The sequence below is a fragment of the Clostridium putrefaciens genome, from assembly GCF_900461105.1.
GTDB lineage: Bacteria > Bacillota > Clostridia > Clostridiales > Clostridiaceae > Clostridium_L > Clostridium_L putrefaciens.
The window spans coordinates 2,411,871-2,435,720 of sequence record NZ_UFWZ01000001.1 but is presented as its reverse complement, the minus strand read 5'-3'; the positions used below and the strand labels follow the sequence as shown (position 1 = coordinate 2,435,720).

General features: G+C 29.6%; 20 protein-coding genes and 1 pseudogene. 17 read left to right on the top strand and 4 right to left on the bottom strand.

Annotated features, from left to right (window positions below):
* The first annotated feature begins 3 nt into the window (after window positions 1-3).
* The 3 genes and pseudogenes from DY168_RS10960 to DY168_RS15095 all read left to right on the top strand — a co-directional run.
* Window positions 4-1,470 (top strand): hypothetical protein, encoded by a 1,467-nt coding sequence (locus tag DY168_RS10960; protein WP_115641786.1) that lies wholly within the window; start codon window positions 4-6, stop codon window positions 1,468-1,470.
* A 228-nt stretch (window positions 1,471-1,698) separates the two neighbouring features.
* Entirely contained in the window at window positions 1,699-1,908 is a 210-nt protein-coding gene (locus DY168_RS10955) for a PmbA/TldA family metallopeptidase (protein WP_115641785.1), read from the top strand.
* A pseudogene (locus DY168_RS15095) lies at window positions 1,863-2,102 on the top strand (metallopeptidase TldD-related protein); the annotation flags it as partial. The gene DY168_RS10955 and the pseudogene DY168_RS15095, both read left to right, overlap by 46 nt.
* A 117-nt stretch (window positions 2,103-2,219) precedes the next feature.
* Here the strand turns inward: DY168_RS15095 and DY168_RS10945 are convergent.
* Window positions 2,220-4,067 carry an LTA synthase family protein gene (locus DY168_RS10945; RefSeq protein WP_423237233.1) on the bottom strand — a complete coding sequence of 616 codons (1,848 nt, stop codon included), beginning with the start codon at window positions 4,065-4,067 and terminating at the stop codon, window positions 2,220-2,222.
* A 297-nt stretch (window positions 4,068-4,364) separates the two neighbouring features.
* Here DY168_RS10945 and yedF point away from each other — a divergent pair, with 297 nt between their 5' ends.
* From yedF to DY168_RS10930, 3 genes are all read left to right on the top strand, one after another.
* Window positions 4,365-4,943, top strand: a complete 579-nt coding sequence (gene yedF, locus DY168_RS10940) for a sulfurtransferase-like selenium metabolism protein YedF (protein WP_115641783.1) — start codon at window positions 4,365-4,367, stop codon at window positions 4,941-4,943.
* A 206-nt stretch (window positions 4,944-5,149) separates the two neighbouring features.
* A complete protein-coding gene (locus tag DY168_RS10935; RefSeq protein WP_115641782.1) occupies window positions 5,150-6,031 on the top strand; it encodes a diacylglycerol/lipid kinase family protein in 882 nt (293 codons plus the stop codon).
* A 153-nt stretch (window positions 6,032-6,184) separates the two neighbouring features.
* Window positions 6,185-8,176 carry a fructose-1,6-bisphosphatase gene (locus tag DY168_RS10930; protein WP_172556330.1) on the top strand — a complete coding sequence of 664 codons (1,992 nt, stop codon included), beginning with the start codon at window positions 6,185-6,187 and terminating at the stop codon, window positions 8,174-8,176.
* A gap of 11 nt (window positions 8,177-8,187) precedes the next feature.
* On the opposite strand, the gene DY168_RS10925 is transcribed toward DY168_RS10930, so the two are convergent.
* The gene (locus tag DY168_RS10925) at window positions 8,188-8,682 is read right to left on the bottom strand and encodes a LiaF transmembrane domain-containing protein (RefSeq protein ID WP_115641781.1); all 495 of its coding nucleotides are present in this window, start codon (window positions 8,680-8,682) and stop codon (window positions 8,188-8,190) included.
* Between the two features lie 400 nt (window positions 8,683-9,082).
* On the opposite strand from DY168_RS10925, the gene DY168_RS10920 reads away from it, so the two are divergent.
* The 7 genes from DY168_RS10920 to DY168_RS10890 all read left to right on the top strand — a co-directional run bounded on the left by DY168_RS10920 (window position 9,083) and on the right by DY168_RS10890 (window position 17,442).
* Window positions 9,083-11,206, top strand: coding sequence for a urocanate hydratase (locus DY168_RS10920; RefSeq protein ID WP_115641780.1), 2,124 nt, complete (start codon window positions 9,083-9,085; stop codon window positions 11,204-11,206).
* 50 nt (window positions 11,207-11,256) lie between these two features.
* A complete protein-coding gene (gene ftcD / locus DY168_RS10915) occupies window positions 11,257-12,162 on the top strand; it encodes a glutamate formimidoyltransferase (protein ID WP_115641779.1) in 906 nt (301 codons plus the stop codon).
* A gap of 23 nt (window positions 12,163-12,185) precedes the next feature.
* The gene (gene hutI / locus DY168_RS10910; RefSeq protein ID WP_115641778.1) at window positions 12,186-13,424 is read left to right on the top strand and encodes an imidazolonepropionase; all 1,239 of its coding nucleotides are present in this window, start codon (window positions 12,186-12,188) and stop codon (window positions 13,422-13,424) included.
* A gap of 184 nt (window positions 13,425-13,608) precedes the next feature.
* A complete protein-coding gene (locus DY168_RS10905; RefSeq protein WP_115641777.1) occupies window positions 13,609-14,094 on the top strand; it encodes a hypothetical protein in 486 nt (161 codons plus the stop codon).
* A gap of 252 nt (window positions 14,095-14,346) precedes the next feature.
* A complete protein-coding gene (locus DY168_RS10900; protein ID WP_115641776.1) occupies window positions 14,347-15,783 on the top strand; it encodes an NAD(P)/FAD-dependent oxidoreductase in 1,437 nt (478 codons plus the stop codon).
* A 28-nt stretch (window positions 15,784-15,811) separates the two neighbouring features.
* The gene (locus DY168_RS10895) at window positions 15,812-17,071 is read left to right on the top strand and encodes an NAD(P)/FAD-dependent oxidoreductase (RefSeq protein ID WP_115641775.1); all 1,260 of its coding nucleotides are present in this window, start codon (window positions 15,812-15,814) and stop codon (window positions 17,069-17,071) included.
* Window positions 17,072-17,076: 5 nt separating this feature from the next.
* Window positions 17,077-17,442, top strand: a complete 366-nt coding sequence (locus tag DY168_RS10890) for a DUF1667 domain-containing protein (RefSeq protein WP_115641774.1) — start codon at window positions 17,077-17,079, stop codon at window positions 17,440-17,442.
* Window positions 17,443-17,516: 74 nt separating this feature from the next.
* Here the strand turns inward: DY168_RS10890 and DY168_RS10885 are convergent, their stop codons facing one another.
* Window positions 17,517-18,449: a hypothetical protein gene (locus DY168_RS10885; protein ID WP_115641773.1), complete on the bottom strand. Its 933-nt coding sequence runs from the start codon at window positions 18,447-18,449 to the stop codon at window positions 17,517-17,519.
* A gap of 154 nt (window positions 18,450-18,603) precedes the next feature.
* Between DY168_RS10885 and DY168_RS10880 the strand changes: the two genes are divergently transcribed.
* Window positions 18,604-19,455, top strand: a complete 852-nt coding sequence (locus tag DY168_RS10880) for a homocysteine S-methyltransferase family protein (RefSeq protein ID WP_172556329.1) — start codon at window positions 18,604-18,606, stop codon at window positions 19,453-19,455.
* A gap of 23 nt (window positions 19,456-19,478) precedes the next feature.
* Here DY168_RS10880 and DY168_RS10875 read toward each other — a convergent pair whose 3' ends face one another.
* Window positions 19,479-20,105, bottom strand: coding sequence for a RusA family crossover junction endodeoxyribonuclease (locus tag DY168_RS10875; RefSeq protein WP_115641771.1), 627 nt, complete (start codon window positions 20,103-20,105; stop codon window positions 19,479-19,481).
* A 222-nt stretch (window positions 20,106-20,327) separates the two neighbouring features.
* On the opposite strand from DY168_RS10875, the gene tsaD reads away from it, so the two are divergent.
* From tsaD to DY168_RS10860, 3 genes are all read left to right on the top strand, one after another.
* Window positions 20,328-21,350 (top strand): tRNA (adenosine(37)-N6)-threonylcarbamoyltransferase complex transferase subunit TsaD, encoded by a 1,023-nt coding sequence (gene tsaD / locus DY168_RS10870; RefSeq protein WP_115641770.1) that lies wholly within the window; start codon window positions 20,328-20,330, stop codon window positions 21,348-21,350.
* A gap of 2 nt (window positions 21,351-21,352) precedes the next feature.
* Window positions 21,353-22,369: an alpha/beta fold hydrolase gene (locus DY168_RS10865; protein ID WP_115641769.1), complete on the top strand. Its 1,017-nt coding sequence runs from the start codon at window positions 21,353-21,355 to the stop codon at window positions 22,367-22,369.
* 198 nt (window positions 22,370-22,567) lie between these two features.
* Window positions 22,568-23,842, top strand: a complete 1,275-nt coding sequence (locus DY168_RS10860) for a S1C family serine protease (RefSeq protein ID WP_115641768.1) — start codon at window positions 22,568-22,570, stop codon at window positions 23,840-23,842.
* Window positions 23,843-23,850: the final 8 nt, after the last annotated feature.

Below are 23,850 nucleotides of genomic sequence, written 5' to 3'. Positions count from 1 at the left end.
AAGATGCGAAGGTTTTATATTATAATAATGTCTTTTTCATTAGTGTTTATTCTGTCAGGATGTAATCCTATTGAGTTTAAATCCACCTCAAAAATAATATCGCCTGAAAATAAAGACTTAATGATTAAAGGTAAGTGGTATATAGATGATTATAAAATTATAAGACAAGTAAAAGTTAAAAATCATAAGTTAAATAAATACTTAAATACCTACATTCAAATAGATAGTGATTTTTTATATGTTGGTGGGGATGTGTATCAAGACGTAAAGTATAAATATAGAAGAGTAAATACACATAATTACTTCATGAATAATAGTGAAATTAATCCTAAAGCCTTAGGTATATATATAGATGAATTAGAGGTTGTATCTGCAAGTTTAGATGGCAAGGTTTTGTATGAATATATAAAATATGATGAAAATAAGTTGATGTTTTCATCTGATGGAATATATTACTTTGCAAGTAAAAGAGGTAATTTAGTAGATAAAGATGTTAGAGGATTATACTCAAATAATACCATAGGGGAAGAAATCCAAGATGTTAATAAAAATAAAAGGTCTGGAGTATTGATTGGTTTAAGAAGTCAAAGAAACCAAACCGAAAATGGAAATATAAATGAGAGTGAGTATAGGACTTTATGGATTTCAAGTACAGATAAAGACGAGGTTAGAGTAAAGGAAAAACCTAATATAATCTTTCCTAGAATATCAGGATTTTGGGAACTTGGTGTAAAAAAGGATGTAGTTAATGGATATGAAAATGAAACGGTTTATGTAAAGACATATGGATATAAAGAAAATAAATATATTAGAGACTACTTTAAAGATGCTAATGACAATGTTTATAGAAATGTCAATTTTATAAGTAATGATTATATTGCTTTAGAATCTATTAAAAATGATAAAAATAATACCATAGTATCAGATGAATATGTTGTTTTACCTCTAGACAATATTCAACAAGAAAAGGGTTTAAAGATAGTAGATATTGAAGGACAGGAAGCAAAAGTAGTTCAAGAAAAGTCATTTAAATCAGTTATAGAATCTAATAAAGACTTAAAAGCTAAGTTAGAGACTAATTTAAATGAAGAAAGCTTTACTGTGGTTAGGAAAAATGGTCATTGGGCGTTTAAAGGTAGAGTTAGACCACAGTCTAAAGATGAGGAATTGTTTTTAGACTATAACATAAAAATATTACCATCCAAAAAGCTTATAGTTTATGATGAATTAAAAGTCCCTTGGAATAAAATAAAAGAAAGAATGCCAGAAGCTTTAGATGCATACACTTCTCCAAATAATGATATAGCGATACTTATTTCAAAGAGTAGCCTTTTTGTGTATTCTATTAAAAATGGTGAATTAAGTGAAAGACCTTTAAAAAAGGTTAAATTAAATGAAGAAGAAAGTGTTATTATGTCAGAATGGGCATTAGATGAATTTGTTTATAAATGGGATAAGATATTTAGATAGCAATATATAAAGGGTAATAAAAGAATGAGGCTTAGAATATTCTTATAAAGGTGTAAAATTAAAAGCAGGTACATATATAATATATCTTCTTTATTTCATATTAAAATTTTAGGAAGTGATTAGGTGTTAGAAAAGAACGTAATTAAAAAAGTTCTAGGAAAGGCTTTAAGTACAGGGGGAGATTTTTCTGAAATATTTGTAGAAGATAGTATAAATAATAACATATGAATGATAAATGGTAACATAGACAGTGCTGTTTCAGGAAGAGAGTTTGGTATAGGCATAAGGATATTTAAAGGATTTAAAAGTGTGTATGCTTACACAAATGATAAAAGTCTTAAGGGGATGTTAGAAACAGCATATAAAGCATCCTGCGCTATAGGGGAATTGAAGGAACACATGCTGGTGCAAACTCAATTACTGGGGACTTTTCATTAGCTGCTAAAGGATTTTCAATAGGCTCTGGTAAAAAGGTAGGGCCTATAGAGCAAATAACAGTAGCAGGAAACTTCTTTGAACTGTTTAAAGATATAGAATATATAGGCGAAGATTTAGAATTTAATATACCAATGGGAGCTAATTTTGGATATCCATCAGTGGTTATAAAATCATTATCTGTAGCAGGGAAATAATATTAATTAATTTTTAGTTTAAAGGACATTTAAACTTATTTAAAGTTTAAATGTGAAATTAAAAAGACACCAAGAGTTCAAATAAACTCTTGGTGTCTTTTTAATAAGTATAACTTTTTAATTAGTGTTATCCTTTTTAAAGTAATTGCTTTTTATTATCTTATCAGATATTTCTAGCGCCTTAGTAGAGTGTTCTTTCATATCTAAAGAGGTTCCTACAAAATCTTTATTTGTAAGGATAGAATAATCCTTTTCTGTCTTTAAAAGATTTCTTCCCATAACCGTAGAATTATAAGATATTTCATTTATACCCATTAGGTAAGCTAGTGTAGGCATAAGATCTATTTGTCCACCTGTAACTTCTAATTTTTGAGGAGCTTCAAGAGACTTGTCATATATTATAAAAGGGATATGATTGTCCACAACAAGCCACTTAGGGTCTGGGGACTTTAATTTTTGAACTTGATCATTATAGTACTTATGAACACCGGTGTGATCACCAGTTATAGCTACAACGGTATTATCTAGTAGACCTTCAGCTTCTAGGTTTTGTAAAAACAATCCTATCTGCTTATCTGTATAATGTATACTTTCAAAATATCCACCAAGTACATTATTATCTATATCTTCACTTAAATTTAATTCCTTATATTGTTTAGGTAAATCAAAAGGACCGTGACTAGTTAATGTAACCATAAAGCTATAAAAAGGTTGCTTTTGACTTTTAAGAATAGGAACTATTTGTCTGAAATAAGAAGCATCACTAAGACCAAGACCGATAACTTCATCTATTTCAAAGTCATGGGAATCTACACACTTTTTAAAACCTACGCCTTTAAGGCCTTCCATCCAATTCCAAAATGCTCCCTTGTCAGGGTGAATAGCTAAAGTTTCATAACCCATTTCTTCTAAAAGTAATGGTAAGGAGTTATAAGTATTATTAGGATAATTAAAAAAAGTACTACCTTGCCTTAATGGATAAATAGATGTATTCGTCATTAAGTCAGAATCAGAGCTTGTACCCTCATTAACCTGCTCGTTTATATTAGGAAAGTAGATGCTATTACTTAATAGTTTATTTAAATTTGGTGTTATTTCTTTACCTTCTACCTTTTCGTTTATAACAAAGTCTTCTAAAGACTCAACTTGAATTAAAACTAAGTTTTTATCTTTAAAAAGTCCTTGGTATTGGTTATCTGGAATGTCTTCAAATTTATCTTTGTACCACTTATCTATTTCTGCTGTATCCTCACTAGTAAGCTCTAAGGTTTTTGAATTTTGCCATACAGAATAAGCATTGAATATATGATATCCTATAGGAGAAAAATATCTAGTAGTGTCAGTGGCATCGTACATTGAAAAAAGATAGCTCTTATCATTATCCTTTTTTAATATCTCTGTAGAAAAAGGTACATAAAATATAAAACTAACAGTAATAATAATTGTTCCAAAGAAAAGCCCTAGGTGACGTCTTCCACCTATACAAATATCTTTATGTTTTAAAGACCATAAACTTAAAACAACTAAATCTACTATAAATAATAGGTCATATTTGCTTAACATAGAAAAGATACTACCAGAAAGATTATCTAAATTAGCAGTCTGTTTTACTATGGTAAGTGATGGAACCGTATTAAAACCTCTAAAATACCAAAGATCCATTAATATAAATAGGGTTAAAAAGCTATTTATAGATATAAGATATTTTATATGGCCTTTATTTTTAAACAAAAAGTAAAAAGACATGAAAAGTAGTATAAAAGCTAAATAATAATTTAAAAAATAAATTGAAGATTTAAATCCTAAGGCTAAATTAAAACTATATGTATTTTTGTTATTAATAAATGATAGAAAAAGAATACACTTAAAAGTGATACTAAATAATGTAATAAAGAATAGTAATCCTCTATGTACACTACCTTTACTATGAGACATTGGTGTTTTCATATTTAACATATCAACCATCCTTTTTATTATAATATTGGGATTATAGTAATGTAGTATTAAGTATCTAACTATATAATTATAGGATACAATTTAAATAAAGTGAAGGAAAAGGAAAGATATTTAATAAACTAATTTAGTAAATGTTAAACAAACAATATTAATATGGTTTATTATATTATCAAACAGGTTTAAATAAGGGTATTTAAAAAACAAATAGTATTACTTTAAGGTATTTAAAAAACAAATAAGGTAATTTCATTATTGATGTTATAATAAAGCTATGTTTTAAACTATTAAAATAAGAGGTGAATTAATGTGATACATACAATTGATTGTAAAGGGCTTAAATGTCCACAGCCTGTTATAAATACTAAAAGATATTTTGATTCTATAAAGGAAGGCAAAGCTTTAATAATAGTAGATAACGAAGTTGCAAAAAACAATATATGTAAATTTGCACAAAGTAATGGATATAAATATGAGGTAATAGATTCAGAAGGGTTATTTAGTATAAGTATAACTAAAGAAGAGTGTAATTGTGAAATCATGGAGTTTCATAAAAGGTTAGTAATAGTTGTAGGTACGGATAAACTTGGAGAAGGAGATGAAGTTTTAGGTGCAAACCTCATGAAAAGCTATATGTATGCTTTGTCTGAAAGTGATGATATGCCATCAGATATTATATTCTTAAATTCTGGAGTTAAACTTACTACAAAAGATTCTAGCGTTATAGATAGTTTAGATGAACTAAAAAGTAAGGGCGTAAATATAACTAGTTGTGGTACATGCCTTGATTTTTATAATCTAAAAGATCATTTGCTTATAGGAGATATATCCAATATGTATACAATTGTAGAGACCATGAATAAGGCTGATAATACCATAAAGTTGTAGAAAGATAGACTTTTATGGTAAAACAAATTATAAAATTATATACTCTTATATTTGAAATTAGGATTATAGTTTAAAGCTTCTCAATATTATATTGAGAAGCTTTTTTAAAAGTCCTTCTTATATACTATAATTTATATTACAATAGACCTAACATAATATTATATATTATAATGAAGATTCTAAACTTAACTTAAAGGGGAAAATCGATGAAACATTTATTCATAATAAATCCTAAGGCTGGTAAGGGAAAAGCTGTTACCTTTATCAAAGAAATAAAAGAGTATTTTAAAGATAAGGAAGATTATTTTATAGAAACAACTGAAAGGGAAGGACATGCCACGAGTTTAGTGAGAGAATATGTGGATAGAAATGATTATAGAGTATATTCTATAGGTGGAGATGGAACATTAAATGAGGTTTTAAATGGTATTATAGGTAGCAATAGTAGTCTTGCAGTTATTCCAGCTGGAACAGGAAATGATTTCATAAAAAGCATTATGGAAGGTGGGAATAATAAAGATATACTTAGAAGAACCATTGAAGGCACGGAAGAATTTATAGATCTCGGAAAAATTAACAAGAAGTATTTTATTAATATATCTTCCGTAGGGTTTGATGCTGCTGTCACACAAAATGCAAGATACTTAAAGCGAAAGCCTTTTGTAAGTGGAAAGTTAGCTTATCTTTTTAGTATATTTCTAACTATGTATAAATTTAAAGGGATAGATGTGGATATAATTATAGATGGAGTTACTATTAAAAGAAAGATTCTTTTAATTGCTATAGCTAATGGAAAGTACTATGGTGGAGGAATGAAAGTCGCACCAGATGCAAAAGTTACCGATGGGCTTTTAGATATATGTATTGTTAATAATATGAGTATGTGGCGAGTATTTAGATTATTTCCAAAGCTAATAATAGGTAGACATGGAGACATAGAAGAGGTAGAATTTTTGAAATGTGAAAGCATACTTATTAAAGGTAAAGAAAGTTTTCCTATTAATATGGATGGAGAGATATTAAATAATAATGAGATTCATATAGGGGTTGAAAAACAGCATATAAGAGTAGTAAAACCAAATAACTAAACAAAAAATATGATTTTAAAGGAATACTTCTTAAAAGAAGTATTTTTTTATACTAATAATAAGTATAAAGGTTATAGAATGTAACCAAATAGTATAGTATAATACTTATATGTAATATACTATATATTTTAATATTAAGGCGGAGGGGTATAAATGGCATTTATGTATGAACCTTCAGCTAACGAGGTTAAAAATGATCTTAGATATTTAAACCTTTTAGCAAATCAATATCCTACAATTGCAAAAGCTAGTACTGAAATAATTAATTTACAAGCAATATTAAATCTTCCAAAGGGAACAGAACATTTTTTAACTGATATTCATGGAGAATATGAACCCTTTTTGCATGTGTTAAGAAATGGTTCAGGAGTTATAAAAAGAAAAATAGATGACATATTTGGAAACTCATTAAGAGAATCAGAAAAAAAGAGTTTAGCTTCACTTATATATTATCCAGAACAGAAATTAGAGATAATCTTAAAAGAAGAGGAAAATATAGATGATTGGTATAGGATAACTTTATATAGACTTATAGAAATTTGTAGATATGCATCATCAAAATACACAAGATCTAAAGTTCGAAAAGCTCTACCTAAAGATTTTTCTTATATAATAGAAGAATTACTTCATGAAGAGCCCGGTAGAGTAGATAAACAGGAATATTATAATGAAATAATCAACACAATAATATGTCTTGATAGGGCAAAGGAGTTTATTATAGCTCTATCAAAATTAATTCAAAGACTAGTTATAGATAGACTTCATATTGTAGGTGATATATTTGATAGGGGTCCTGGAGCACACATAATATTAGATACCTTAATCGATTATCATGCAGTGGACATTCAGTGGGGAAATCATGATATACTGTGGATGGGAGCAGCAGCTGGATCAGAAGTTTGTATAGCAAGTGTTCTTAGAATTTCAGCAAGATATGCAAATTTAGATACTGTAGAGGATGGATATGGAATAAACATGCTACCTCTTGCAACTTTTGCATTAGAGCATTATAGAAATGATGAGTGTGTATACTTTAAGCCGCGTTTTGATTGTGAAACAGGATATAGTTTAAATGAAATAAATTTACTATCAAAAATGCATAAAGCTATAGCTATAATTCAGTTTAAATTAGAAAAGAAGATAATAGAACAAAGGCCTGAGTTTAATATGGGAGACAGACTATTATTAAACAACATAAACTATGAAGAAGGTATCATAGAAATAGATGGCAAGGTTTACAAATTGACAGATAGCAACTTTCCAACTATAGATCCTAAAGATCCCTATAAACTAACGGAAGATGAGGATATCTTAGTAGAAAAGTTAAAGTCTTCTTTTATAAATAGTGAAAAGCTACAAAAACATGTAAGATTTCTTTTCGCAAAAGGCAGTATATATTTAAAACATAACTCTAACTTACTTTTTCATGGGTGTATTCCACTAAATGAAGATGGAAGCTTTACTAAGGTTATGCTAAAAGATAAGGAATTTAAGGGGAAGGCTCTTTTAGATGAGTTTGATAGATTAGCAAGGGAAGCATACTTTTATAAGAGTAATTCAACAGCTAAGCGGTATGGGTTAGATACAATATGGTATTTATGGACGGGCCCTTTTTCTCCTTTATTCGGAAAAGATAAGATGACTACCTTCGAAAGATATTTTATAGAGGACGCGGAAGCTCATAAGGAACCTAAAAATTCTTATTATAAATATAGAGATGAAGAAAATGCTTGCAATAGAATATTAGAAGAGTTTGATATGGATAATGTTAATTCTCATATAATAAATGGTCATATGCCTGTGCAAAAGAAAAATGGAGAAAGTCCTATAAAGGCAAATGGAAAGCTGTTAGTTATAGATGGTGGATTCTCAAGAGCATACCAAAGGAAAACTGGAATTGCAGGATACACATTAATATATAATTCATTTGGACTTCAGCTAGTTTCACACGAACCCTTCAAATCTACAGAAGATGCCATAATAGAAGAAACTGATATTTTATCATCTATGGTAGTTTTAGAACAAAATGTAGAAAGAAAGACTGTAGCAGATACAGATGTAGGTGAAGAATTAAAAAAGCAAATTAAAGACTTAAAGATGTTACTTCTAGCCTATAGAAAAGGGCTTATAAAAGAAAAAAGATAGAGATTTTATCTCTATCTTTTTATTTCGTTAAATAGTACATATAGTCCAATTCCAATTAAAATAACTGGGAATAGAAGTTTATAGTCCATCCAATAAAACAACTTATTAAATACTTGATTTAGTATTGACATAACGGAAACTGTAGTCAGTATAAAAATAGGAATTAAAAGTCCTTTTTCTCTATTTCCAAACCAGTATAATTGAAATAAGCCAATAGCTACAGAAAGTGGATAAAGTGGCCATATATATTTTTTCATATGAAAGCTTGAAACATTTTCTATTAAAAATAATGTTCCTAAAGTAGTAAGTATGCCTCCGGGAACCAATGTTCCTGGATCTTTTCGTGTTTCAAAGTATTTCACCTCGAAAAGTATACCGGGGATTAAAAGAAGCAGGGGCCAAAGATTTCTAAAACTGAGTATGTCTATAAAAAATATTCTATTTATTAAGGCTGACAATCCTAAAAGTATCAATATAATACCAAAGATAAAGTTACCTTTCTTCATAAAGATTCACTCCTTTGCAAAGTTTATATATATAAATTCTATTACAAGTTGTAACAATTGTAAAATGCTTAAAGTAATATTTATTTTATAGCTTAGATGACTTTAGTCATAAATTATTAATAATATATATAAAAGTAGTTATAAGGGTTATTAAGTGAGCTATATTTTTAGTAGTATAGAAAAAAGATCTTGAATTATTGTTGAAAATTTATTGATTTATTAATAATTTCTATGTATTATATTAAATTCTTTTATAAAACATTAAAATATCTTTTATATAAGAAAAAATATTAAGTTTTGAATAATGTGTGGATTATTCTGAATTTAACATATAAAATGTAATTATGAGTATATTTCAATACTTAAGAATATTTATAATATTTAAGAAGGGTTGGTTGCTATGATAAGTAATGTAGATATTTTAGAAGCTATGACAATAAAATTAGATGATGAACTTCCAAAGACCATTGAATTTAAGGAAGGTATAAGACGAGCTCCAGATAGAGGCTTTACACTTACAAAAAATCAAACACAGATAGCCTTAAAAAATGCATTAAGATACATACCAGAGAAGTATCATAAAACTTTGGCTAAAGAGTTTATGGAGGAACTCAGAACTCGGGGAAGAATATATGGATATAGATATAGACCGGAGTCAAGAATATACGGTAAACCTATAAATGAATATAAAGGGAATTGCATAGAAGGTAAAGCTTTTCAAGTTATGATAGACAATAACTTGGATTCGGATATAGCACTTTACCCTTATGAACTTGTAACCTATGGTGAGACAGGACAAGTGTGTCAAAATTGGATGCAATATAGATTAATAATGAAATACCTAGAAGAGATGACAGAAAATCAAACTTTAGTTATAGAGTCTGGACATCCGTTAGGTCTTTTCAAATCAAAGCCAGAAGCGCCAAGGGTTATAATAACTAATGCTTTAATGGTAGGGATGTTTGATAATAACGAAGACTGGCATTATGCTATGCAAATGGGAGTTGCAAATTATGGTCAAATGACTGCTGGTGGTTGGATGTATATAGGACCTCAAGGAATAGTACATGGAACATTTAACACTATATTAAATGCAGGAAGACAAAAACTAGGAGTAGGACAAGATGAAGATTTAAGAGGTCATATATTTGTTTCTTCAGGACTTGGTGGCATGAGTGGTGCACAACCAAAGGCTATAGAAATATCTGGAGGAGTAGGAATAATTGCAGAGGTGGATTATTCTAGAATACAAACTAGGTTTAAACAAGGATGGGTAAGCAGGGTATCTTCAGATTTGAAGGACGTATTTGATGTAGCTAAAGAATATATGGATAAAAAAGAGCCTATATCCATTGCTTATCATGGAAATATAGTAGACTTATTACAGTATGCTGTAGAAAATCATTTTCATATAGAATTATTATCAGATCAGACTTCTTGTCATGCGGCTTATGAAGGGGGATATTGTCCTCAAGGAGTAAGCTTTGATGAAAGAACAAAACTACTAAGAGAAGATAGAAAGAAGTTTAATACTTTAGTGGATTCTAGTCTTAGAAGACATTTTGAATTTATAAAGATTTTAGTGGATAGAGGAACATATTTCTTTGACTACGGTAATTCCTTTATGAAAGCTATTTATGATGCAGGGGTTAAGGAAATAGTTAAAAATGGTGTAGATGAAAAGGATGGATTTATATTTCCATCTTACGTAGAAGATATAATGGGACCTGAATTATTTGACTATGGATATGGACCATTTAGATGGGTATGTTTAAGTGGTGATCACAAAGACCTTATAAAAACTGATAAGGCTGCCATGGATTGTATTGATCCAAATAGAAGAGCCCAAGATAGAGATAATTATATGTGGATAAAAGATGCAGAAAAGAATCAGCTTGTAGTTGGAACAGAAGCTAGAATATTATATCAAGATGCCATGGGAAGGACTAACATTGCATTAAAGTTTAATGAGATGGTTAGAAAGGGAGAAGTTGGCCCTATAATGCTAGGAAGGGATCATCATGATGTAAGTGGAACAGATTCACCATTTAGAGAGACATCTAATATAAAAGATGGAAGTAACATAATGGCAGATATGGCTATTCAATCTTATGCTGGGAATGCTGCTAGAGGGATGAGTCTTGTAGCCCTTCATAATGGTGGGGGAGTTGGAATTGGAAAGTCAATTAATGGAGGCTTTGGATTAGTTTTAGATGGTAGTACTAGGATCGATAATATAATAAAAAGCGCTATGCCGTGGGATGTAATGGGAGGAGTGGCTAGACGTGCCTGGGCTAGAAATGAAAATTCTATAAGCACAAGTATAGAATATAATAAAATGCGGTCTGGAGAAGAACATATAACCCTACCTTTTATACCAAAAGATGATCTTATAATGGAAGTTATAGAGGAATCCTTTAAAAAAATAAAGTTAGAAACATTGAAATCTGAAAATAAAGAAGACGTGAAACTAACGAAAGAAGAAATAATAATAAAAAAAGAAAATATAAAAGGTTGGAAGTAATAGTTAATAGGCTTTAAGTAAGTACTAATTATGAAAGGATGAAATTTGATATGAGTAATGAAAAAAGGTTAATAGAATGTGTACCAAACTTTAGCGAGGGAAGAGATTTAACCAAAATTGAAAAGATTTTAGATAACTTTAGAGGTAAACAAGGTGTGAAGTTATTAGATTATAGTAGAGATGAAGATCATAATAGATTAGTTGTAACTGTTGTTGGAGAACCAATTGCATTAAAAGATGCAGTGTTAGAGGCTATGGGAACAGCAATTGAAATTATAGACATGAGAGTGCATAAAGGACAGCATCCAAGAATGGGAGCTACAGATGTAGTACCTTTTATACCTATAAAAAATGTAACTATGGACGAGGCTATAGAGCTTGCAAAGACTTTAGCTAAAGAAGTATCAGAAAAATATTCATTACCAATTTATTTATATGAAAAGGCTGCATCTACCCCTGAAAGAGAAAATCTTGCAAAGGTTAGAAAGGGTCAATTTGAAAAGATGGATGAAAAGTTAAAAGAAGAAGAATGGAAACCTGATTTTGGACCAAATCATGTTCATGAAACTGCGGGCGTTTCAGCTATAGGAGCTAGAATGCCATTAGTTGCTTTTAATGTTAACCTAGATACTGGCAATTTAGAAATAGCAAATAATATTGCAAAAAGTGTTAGATTTATAGGTGGGGGACTGAGATTTTGTAAGGCTATGGGAGTTGAATTAAAAGAAAGAGGGATAACACAAATATCCATGAATATGACAGATTATACTAAGACATCATTATATAAATCTTTTGAAATGGTTAAAATGGAAGCAAAAAGATATGGAGTTAATGTAGTAGGCAGTGAAGTCATAGGACTTTTGCCTATGGAAGCCTTAATTGATACTGCTGTTTATTACATGGGAATAGAGAACTTTTCCTTAAATCAAGTTTTAGAAAACTCTCTAATGGAATAATGAATTTGAAGGGAGTAAAAGATATGAAAAATAAAGTTATTATAAAAGATGCTTCTGAAATAGTTACCTGTAGCGGATTTGAGGCTAAAAAGGGAAAAGAGATGCAGGATATAGCTGTAATTTATGATGGAGCTATAATTATAGAGGACGGAATCATAAAAGATATAGGAATATCAAAAGAAATTTTAAAGGATATAAATGAAGATGAATATGAAATAATATCAGCAAAAGGAAGAGCTGTACTTCCTGGATTTGTTGATTCTCATACACATTTTGTATTTGGAGGATATAGGGCTGAAGAGTTTTCTTGGAGATTAAAAGGTGATAGCTACATGTCTATTATGGAAAGAGGCGGGGGCATAATAAATAGTGTAGAAAGCACAAGAAAAGCTACAGAAGAGGAACTTTATACCCTAGGTCAGGAAAGATTAGATTCTATGATTAAGTTTGGTATAACTACTGTAGAAGGGAAAAGTGGATATGGACTTGATATTGATACAGAGTTAAAGCAGTTAAAGGTGATGGAAAGACTAAACAAAGATCATGCTGTGGATGTAGTATCTACATTTTTAGGCGCTCATGCAACTCCAAAGGAATACAAGGGTAGAACAGATGATTACGTAAAGTTTATCATAAATGAAGTTTTACCAAAGGTTAAAGATAAGGCGAAATTTTGTGACGTATTTTGTGAAAAGAATGTTTTTTCTATAGAGCAGTCAAGAGAAATATTAAAATCGGCTAAGTCTTTAGGTATGAAAATAAAACTTCATGCAGATGAAATAGTACAACTAGGAGGGGCAGAGCTTGCAGGTGAATTAGGTGCTACATCAGCAGACCACTTGTTACAAGCCTCGGATAAAGGAATAAAGGATATGGCTAAAGCAGGTACTGTTGCTACATTACTTCCATGTACTGCCTTTAGTTTAAAAGAATCTTTTGCAAGAGGAAGAGAGATGATAGATAACGGATGCGCAGTAGCATTAGCTACAGACCTTAACCCAGGTAGCTGCTTTACGAACTCCATACCATTAATGTTTGCACTTGCTTGTCTTCAGATGAACCTTTCTATAGAAGAGTCAATAACAGCTCTTACTATAAATGGAGCAGCAGCTTTAGATAGGGCAGATGAGATTGGAAGTTTAGACGTTGGTAAAAAGGCAGATATTATAATGCTTAAATATCCTTCATACAAATTTATACCTTATAATATAGGTATGAATACTGTAGATATGGTAATTAAGGATGGAAGGGTTGTTATTTAAATCCATTAAATAAGATTTAAGAATAGAACACAAATAAAATTAAAGCAAAGAAATATGTAATTAAACTTTACATATTTCTTTGTATTTTATATTTTAATCTGTAACATGAGGTACAGATTAAAATATAAATTTAAACTATAATGATCTAAAAGGATTTAAATAATTTATATACAGGAGGATCTTTATGGAGACAGGTAAAAATAAGAATAGAATGCAATTTCCAGTAGATTTTGATGTATTTCAAGGATTTAATATAGATAGCACAAAGGGGCAAGTGGAAGATATAAATGGGGTCGAAAATATGTCATCAAAGATTTCACAGTGGCCTATAAAATTAAAAATTGTAAGTCCTTTCGCATCAGCTTTACAGAAGAAACATCTGCTTATATCTGCAGATTGTGTTGCCTATGCTTATGGAAACTTTCATAATGACTTTATGAAAGATAAAGCGACTCTTATATTATGTCCTAAATCTTTGGATACAGTTAATTATGAAAATACAATAATAGAGATCTTAAATGTTAATCAAATAGAATCATTAACTTTAGCTAGGATGGAAGTACCTTGTTGCATGGATATAACAGAGATTATAATAAATGCATTGAAAAAATGTGAAAAAAAAATTAATTTTAAAGAAGTCATAGTATCTATTAGTGGAGAAATAATTTAATAAACAAAAAACACACTAAATATAGTTTTAAAGTTAAATAATACGTACCTTAATAATATATAGGTAATATAAAAGTTATTATAAGGATTATGAAACGCATTGCATTAGAATGTAAAATGTGATAAACTTAATACATAATTTAATAAAAAGATAATAGATATTTAAAAGTTTGGTGAGTTTAAGAGAACCAGATTTAAGTTGATACTTAAGTCTTGTTCTCTTTTTTTGTTATAAAAGAATGGAGGGTTTTAAATGTATGATGTTACAATTATTGGAGCAGGTGTCATAGGGGCTTCTATAGCAAGGGATATTAGTAAGTATGAATTAAATACTTGCGTTATAGAAAAGGCTGAAGATGTATCTTCAGGAACTAGCAAGGCAAATAGTGCTATAATTCATGCAGGTTATGATGCAAATCCAGAGTCAATGAAGGGTAAATTAAATGCAAAAGGTAACGCAATGTTTGATAAATTAAGGGATGAGTTAGATTTTCCGTTTAAGAGAAATGGATCTTTTGTACTTTGTTTTGAAAAAGAAAATGCATATAAACTAGAAGACTTAAAGAAACAAGGAGAATTAAATGGAGTTCCAAATCTTAAAATATTATCAAAAGAAGAGATTTTAGATATGGAACCTAGTATATCAGAAGAAGTTGTAGCAGCTCTTTATGCTCCTACAGGGGGGATAGTTTGTCCTTATGAACTTACTATTGCATTGTCAGAGAATGCCTGTAAAAACGGAGTAGAATTTAAACTAAATACAAAGGTTGAAAATATAATTAAAAAAGATGATAGGTATATAATAAAAACTAATAATGGTGACATTGAAAGTAAGGTTGTTATAAATGCAGCTGGAGTTTTTGCAGATGAAATAAATAATATGGTAAGTGAAGATAAGATACAAATAACTCCAAGAAGAGGAGAATACTGTTTATTTGATAAGGCGGCAGGAGATATGATAAATGGTACTATATTTCAACTTCCAACAGATATGGGAAAAGGTGTACTAGTAACACCTACAGTAGACGGAAATCTTTTAGTTGGTCCTAATGCTATGGATATAGATGATAAAGAAGACTTTACAACTTCAAAAGAAGGCTTAGATGATATATTAAAAAGGGCTACTAGAAGTGTTAAAAACATTCCCATGAATCAAATAATAACAAACTTTTCAGGTCTTAGGGCGCATAGTAATTTAGATGATTTTATAATAGGTGAGGCAAGAGATGCTAAAAACTTTATAAATGCTGCTGGAATAGAATCACCAGGGCTTTCTAGCGCTCCAGCTATATCAGAAGTTGTATTAAACATAGTTATAAAAATGCTTAATCCTTCATTAAAAAGCAACTTTGATGCTATAAGAAAGTCTATACCTAAGTTTAGGGAAATGAGTAATGATGAAAGAAGAGAATTAATAGCTAAGGACCCAAGGTATGGTAAGATAATATGTAGATGTGAACTTATAACTGAAGGTGAAATTTTAGATTCTATAAAAGGACCACTAGGTGCAACAACACTTGATGGTGTAAAAAGAAGAACTAGAGCTGGAATGGGAAGATGTCAAGGTGGATTTTGTTCTAGTAGAATAGTTGATATATTGTCTAAAGAGTTAAATGTTCCAGTTACAATGATAAAGAAAAATAAAGGAAATTCTAATATATTAGTATCAGAAAATAAAGAAGGAATCTAATTTTAAATATAGAGTGGAGGATTTAGGTATGGAAGAATTTGATATAGTTATAATTGGAGGAGGACCAGCTGGTATGGCAGCAGCTGTGGCTGCAAAAGAAGAGGGTATAGATAGTATATTAATCTTAGAGAGAGAAGACCACCTAGGTGGAATACTAAATCAATGTATTCACAATGGTTTTGGACTTCATACATTTAAAGAGGAATTAACAGGACCAGAATATGCTGAAAGATTTGTGGAAAAGATAAATGATTACAAAATACCATACAAGTTAAATTCTATGGTGCTTGATTTAACTAAGGAAAAAGTTATAACAGCTGTAAATCCAGAAGATGGAATAATTGAAATAAAAGCTAAAAGTTTAATTTTGGCTATGGGTTGTAGAGAAAGGCCAAGAGGGGCTATAAATATTCCAGGCAGTAGATGCGCTGGTATATACACTGCTGGTACGGCTCAAAAGTTTGTTAATATAGAAGGATATGTACCAGGTAAAGAAGTTGTTATATTAGGTTCAGGTGACATTGGTCTTATAATGGCTAGAAGAATGACTTTAGAGGGAGCAAATGTAAAGGCAGTAGTAGAGGTTATGCCTTATTCTGGAGGACTTAATAGAAATATAGTTCAATGTCTTGACGACTTTAATATACCATTAAAACTTAGTCATACAATTATAGATATAAAGGGTAAAGATAGAGTAGAGGGCGTTACTGTGGCTAAAGTCGATGAAAATAGAAAGTTAGTTAAAGGTAGCGAAGAATATATACCTTGTGACACTTTATTATTATCTGTAGGATTACTTCCTGAAAATGAGCTATCAAGAAAAGCTGAAATAAAACTATCTAATGTAACTGGTGGACCAGAAGTGGATGAAAGTATGCAAACTGATAGTGAAGGAATATTCGCCTCGGGAAATGTGCTTCATGTTCATGATCTTGTGGATAACGTTACTTTAGAAAGTTATAACGCAGGAAAAAATGCTGCAAATTATGTAAATGGAAGAAGCTTTGAAGGGGAAAAAATAGATATAATAGCTACTGAAGGAGTAAGATATACTGTTCCTAAGAGGTTAAATCCTAATAATGTTGAAAAACAACTAGAAGTTAGATTTAGAGTTGGAGAAGTATATAAAGATTGTTATGTAGCAGTGTATTTTGATGATGTAAGAGAGATGCATATAAAGAAAAGGATTCTTACTCCAGGTGAAATGGAAACAGTGAGATTAAGCAAAGATATGCTATTAAAGCATATAAAATGCCAAAGCATCACAATCAAGATAGAAAGGGAGTAGGTAATATGGAAAAACGAGAGTTAATATGTATATCTTGTCCTATGGGATGTAGGCTTGAGGTTGAAATGCAAGGAAAAGAAGCTATTAATGTTACAGGGAACAGTTGTAAGAGGGGTTATGAGTATGGAATAAAAGAGTGTACTAATCCTACAAGAATAATAACCTCTTCAGTAAAGGTGGAAAATGGAGAAATACAAGTGGTACCTGTAAAGACAGAGATAGATGTACCAAAAGGCAAGATGTTTGATTGTATTAAAGCGTTAAAGGGATTAAAAGTAAAGGCCCCTATAAATGTAGGAGATACAATAGTTAAGGACATAGCAGGTACTGGAGTTAATATAATAGCAACAAGAAGTATAGCATCAAAATAAACATACATTAAAGTGCTTTAAATTATATGAATATAAAAAGAAGAAAGAAAATGCAAAGATTTTCTTTCTTCTTTTTAGTTTTTCTGAATGTTATGGTACTTAATTACTTCTTTACTTAGAGCAGTATAATAAATTCTCATATAATCACCTTTATTCATGTACAAAGGTGATTTAGAATGTATTTTTATTTCTCGTTTTCTTGTATAATCAGTAATTACATAATAATAAGTTATATTAGTAGATTTACCAGAAGATTCTTCAAATTCATCATTACAATAACCTTCTAGATAAGTTGAAAGATTAAATATTATTTCAATAATGTGGTATATAACATTAAGTAAAGTCGGTATTAATATTATGGTTATAAGATAAATGCTCTTATTTTCATAATAATAAGTAATAAAAAATGATAAAAGTATTAGAGTTAAAAATATTCGGTTGATGAAAGTTTTAACAAGGGCTTTAAATAATTCTTTTCTAGTTATGTTTTTATTTAAATCCTTAAAGCTGATTTTGTACCTCCAAAAAAATGTGGTTGTAAGTGATGGCTTTTCTACATAAGTACCCATGGCTTTTTGCCATCGTACTTGCCTATCATCTTCTTCTTTGCATTCTGGATGCTTTTTTATTTGATATAAGGCTATTGGTATAAAGAGTATACACATATTTAAAGCTGTTTCATTGAATAAATCACCCTTATTTAATTTAAATATTATAAGTGTATATAATATAAATAGAATCTCCATTAAACAAAACAAAGGTAGTTTAGCTTTCATAACATTATTATCTAAAGGGTTAACCTTTATTTCAAGTAAAGAAAATGGAAGAACAAACAAGGGTAATATTCTAATTATGGTCATATTAGATATAAAAAGGTGGAAAATAGGAAGATTTATATAAGGAGATTTAAGCCAAAGTAATACTATTAGTATAATATTTATGAGGAATATTGTAGTAGTTATATAGTATATTTGGATATCCTTTCTTTTATTAGATTTAATAATCAAAGTTATATCACCCCTAAAAATAAATTATGCATAAAAGTTAAGATATCTATAAAAAGTAACATTTAAGGTGAGGCTTTTGTATAAACAATCTTCTTTTATGATATATTTAAAATATAATATATATTTATTATATTCGAATAGAAAGGAAGTATCTATGAAAAATGATAGAAAGATAAAAAACAATTATATATTACTAGATGGAGCCATGGGTTCACTTTTAAAGCAAAGTGGAATAAATGACTATAAAAACATACCGGAGTTAAATATTAAAAATAAAGATTTAATTAAAAATGTTCATGAAAGGTACGTAAGATCAGGAAGCGACATAATACTTACTAATAGCTTTTCCTTAAATGGAATAAGCTTAAAAGGTGATGATTACAAACTTAAAACCTTAATAAAGGCATCTATTGATATAGCAAATCAGTCAAAGGGAAATAGTTTAGTTGCGTATGATGTAGGTCCTCTTGGCGTTAATATGAAAGATAAATCTGTAGACTCAAAAGAAATATATGAAACTTATTATGAAATAGCTAAAATAATTAAAGAGTTAAATGTAGATATGATATTTATAGAAACTATGTATCAAATGGAGGAGGCATTATGTGCGTTAGATGCATTTAAGGAGACTAATAAAGATATATTTTTAAGCTTTACATTTAATAATGATAATAGATTATATTCAGGAGAGAACATAAAAGATATTGTAAGGTTACTTAAGGATTATAAGTTAAAAGCTTTAGGATTTAACTGCGTAGATGTAAGATCAAAAGCCTTGTCATTAACCAATGAATTTAAAACATATTCAGCATTTGATATAATAGCTAAACCTAATTTAGGAATACCAAAAGAAGAAGATAATATATTAACTTATGGTGTATTAGAATCTGAATTTTTAGATGAAATGGAATCTATATATAAAGCAGGAGCAATATATATAGGCGGATGCTGTGGCACTAATCCAAATCATATAAAACTATTAAAAGAAAGGCTTTGGAATATTTAAAATGTGGTAAGTATTAGAGAAGATTAAAATAACTTTTTAAAACATCCCTCACATATGAACTTATTTCCATTATCAGCAGACATACCTGCATTTTCTCCTAAAGGTTTTAAGCAGATATAACATGACTTTTTATGATCATTTTTTAAATTATCTTTAGGTAAATTTGAAGGAGATTTTACTACCTTATTTGATGGTGGAGTATATTCTATTGGATCTAGTAGAGTTTCATTTCCACTTATTTTATAAGAAATATTGTACTTACTTTCAGCGTAAAGCTCTAATTCAAACCTAGGGTTTACTTTATCATATAATTCCTCTATATAAAGTCTCCTTATTTGAGCATCGTTTATTATTAATCCACTTTTTTCGATTCCATCAAATATACTTTTGGTAATATTATTTGTGTCAGGGTGACGTTTAGAGCTTTTATAATAAACCTTCAATATTGCTATTAAAGATTCTGTAAGTATTAAATTAGGATTTTGGCACATAGTAGCATAGGCAATTTCTTCTTCATATAATGCATATCTATCGTGGTATTTTCCTGAATTATAAGGCAAAATAGCTCGTCCACTAAGGTTAAATAATTTAAAATTAGATTTAGATATAGGAGATCCCTTTACAACAACCTTTGCATAATAGCATGACATAAACATTACTCCTTTATTAGAACTTAAGATTATATAAAGCTATTTATAGATTCATATAATATATTATTTCCATGGTAATTATTCTATCACTGAAAACTTATGTTCTCAAGTGTCTTTTTAATTTTATGTGTTAAATTTATTATTGACTTCGAACTCATTGATTATATAATTCGTATTAAGTATAATATAATTACAGAATGATTATATTAAGGATGGTTGAATATGGATAAAAGTATAAGGATATTAGCGATAGAAAGTAGTTGTGATGAAACAGCCGCAGCAGTTGTAGTAAACGGGAGACAAGTTCTTTCAAATATAATTTCATCTCAAATAGAAACTCATAAAAAGTTTGGAGGCGTAGTTCCAGAAGTAGCATCGAGAAAACACATAGAAGCAGTAAATACTGTAGTGCAACAAGCACTAGAAGAGGCTTCTATGAATTTAAATGATATAGATGCCATAGCTGTAACCTATGGGCCAGGACTTGTAGGGGCACTTTTGGTAGGTATACAATATGCAAAGGGTTTAGCTTATGGAAGTAAAAAACCTTTAATAGGTATAAATCATATTGAAGGTCATATAAGTGCCAACTTTATCCAACATAAAGATTTAAAACCACCTTTTATGTGTCTTGTAGTATCAGGTGGACATACATTTATTGTATATGTAAAAGATTTTGGTAAGTTTGAGGTTATAGGTGAAACTAGAGATGATGCGGCAGGAGAAGCTTATGATAAAGTTGCAAGGTCACTAGGTCTTGGATATCCAGGAGGTCCTAAGATAGATATACTTTCAAAAGAAGGAAATAAGGATGCTATAAAGTTTCCTAAAGCTAATTTTCATGATGGATCTTTAGATTTTTCTTTTAGTGGTGTAAAGTCATCAGTTTTAAATTATCTAAATAAAATGGAAATGAAAAATGAGAAAGTAAATAAGGCAGATGTGGCCGCATCATTTCAAAAGGCTGTAGTTGAAGTTCTTACAGATAATGCTCTTAAAGCTTGTAAAATAAAAGGGGTAGATAAGATAGCTATAGCAGGTGGAGTTGCATCTAATTCAGAACTTAGAAGAAATCTTATTGAAAAGGGAAGTAAAGAAGGCATAGAGGTTTTATTTCCAGATCCTATTTTATGTACTGATAATGCTGCAATGATAGGAAGTGCTGGTTATTTTGAGTTTATGAAAGGAATAAAATCTGAACTAGATTTAAATGCAAGACCCAATCTTAAATTAGGAGAAAGATAATTATGAAGTTTTTACCTTACTCTAATAGTATGCATAAATATAAACCCAAAAGGAAGGTTAATAAATTAAGAGTTGTAGAAATAGTTGTTGTAATATTATTTTTAATAACATTCTTTGGAATGTTATATGAAAATATAAGTAGCCATAAGATGAGCATTAAAGCAAAAGGCAAGGGTAAATATGTATCTATAAATGAAAAAAAGATATATTATGATTTAGTTGGTCATGGAAAGGCTACTATAATTTTAGAATCGGATATAGGAGCGGATCACTTAGAGTGGAGTAAACTTGTTAAGAGTATGCCAAAGAATTTTAGAGTATTTTATTATGATAGGTCAGGATATGGCTTAAGTGAAGGATCAGCAAAAGAGATAAGTATAGAGGATGAAGTTAAAGACCTTTCAGATATATTATATAAAGGAGCAGTTAATGGACCTTATATATTTGTGGGAAATTCATATGGATCACTTTTAGCTAGTAACTTTGCTAAAAGGTACCCAAATGAAGTCATAGGATCGATACTTATAAATCCTATATTAGAGAATAATCTTAGCTTAAAGGAAACACAAAAGGATTTGAAAAAACAAATAAGAAATAAATCAGTTCAGGAAACATTTTCCAGTATAGGTTCTATAAGAATACTTAATAATATAAATATGATTAAAATAAAAAATGATATAACATCACTTCTTTCAGAAGAAAATGCAGAGATATTTAATTCATTTACTGTAAGTAAAAAATATTTAAGAGCATACAAAGAGGAATTAAAAATTTTGAAAAATTACAATTTGGACTTGCAACATGAAGGGTCATTAGGTAATAAACCATTAGTAATCTTATTGAGTGAGAATAAAGGTGATAAATATATAAAAGAAGCTAGCAAACTGTCGGAACTATCATCTAAATCTGAGGTTAAAGTATTACCTAATATAAGTAATATACCCTTAGAAGATGAAAATTCAATCATATTTTATTTAGGGAATATTCTAAAAGAAACAAATAAGTTATCTGAAAAGTAGCGGGAGTTAGTTTTTATAGAAAGGTAAATAGTATTTTTAGAATTATTTACTATCATACTTAAATATAAAATTTTAGTGAGGATTTCAATATATAATTTGAATACCTCACTAAAATTTTATATTTTGACATACAGTTGTAACAATTATAGTTTAATATATAAACAAGAACAGAATATAAGTATAGAGAGGATGATTTGAATGGATGAGAGGTATGAAAATAACTCTGAAAACACAAAAAAGAAGATACAGGGATATTCACCAGATTTTATTATTATACCAAAAGAAAAGTCTGAAAATGATAATGAAAATCATCGAAGGGAGAATATGAGTATGGAAAAGGTTGATAATAAAAAATATAGAGATAGAAGTATATTTCCATATGTAGCTTTGTCATTAATATTTGCTATAATAGGTGGGCTTTTAGGAGCAGCTGGGGTACTATATGTAGCCCCACAAAGTGAAAAATTTAAAAGCACTGCCTTATACAAAACTATAATAGAAGAAAAAAACAAAAATTATGGTACCACTTCTTTAAGAGAAGATAAGGAAGCTTTAACTGTTACTGAAATTATAGATAAGGTGGGGCCAGCTGTGGTTGGAGTTACCACCAAAAGTATAAAAGACTATGGTATTTTTGGAAATCAAGCAACAGAAGGTATAGGATCTGGATTTATAATAAATGAAGAAGGTTACTTACTTACAAATTACCATGTTATAAAAGGCGCTCAAGATGTGAAAGTAATATTAAATGATGGTAAGGAAGTTGGAGCAAAGGTTGTAAACTACGATGCAGAAAATGATATAGCTGTAGTTAAGATAAAAGAAGAAATGAAGATGCCGGGAGTAGTGGAGCTTGGAGATTCAGATTCTGTTCAAGCAGGAGAATCAGTTGTTGCAATAGGAAATCCTCTAGGAAAGGAATTTTTGGGAACTGTAACATCTGGTATAGTAAGTGCAATAAATAGAACTATAAATATAGGTGGTAAAGACTTAACGCTTATTCAAACAGATGCAGCTATAAATCCTGGTAATAGTGGTGGTCCTTTATTAAATTCAAGAGGTGAAGTAATAGGTATGAATACTGCCAAAATTAATTCAAAGTCAGCGGAAGGTGGGGTAGAAGGTATTGGTTTTTCTATACCTATAAATCAAGCTAAAGCAAAACTTGGAGATTTATCAAAACCTATATTAGAAATAGGTATTAGGGGAAGAGATATATCAGAAAGGGTATCTAAAGAAAATAAAATACCAGTAGGAGTTTACGTTATGGAGGTTATAGAGTTTAGTCCAGCAGAAAAGGTTGGAATAAGACCATCTGATGTTATCACAGGATTTGATGGTAATAAGATAAATACTATGGCTGAATTAAATAAGTTGAAATCTCAAAAAGGTAATGGAGATGAAGTTAGTATTGAAGTTTACAGAGAGGGTAAAAGCAAAACTATAAAAATTATATTACAGGAAAAGAGATAAAATTAGGC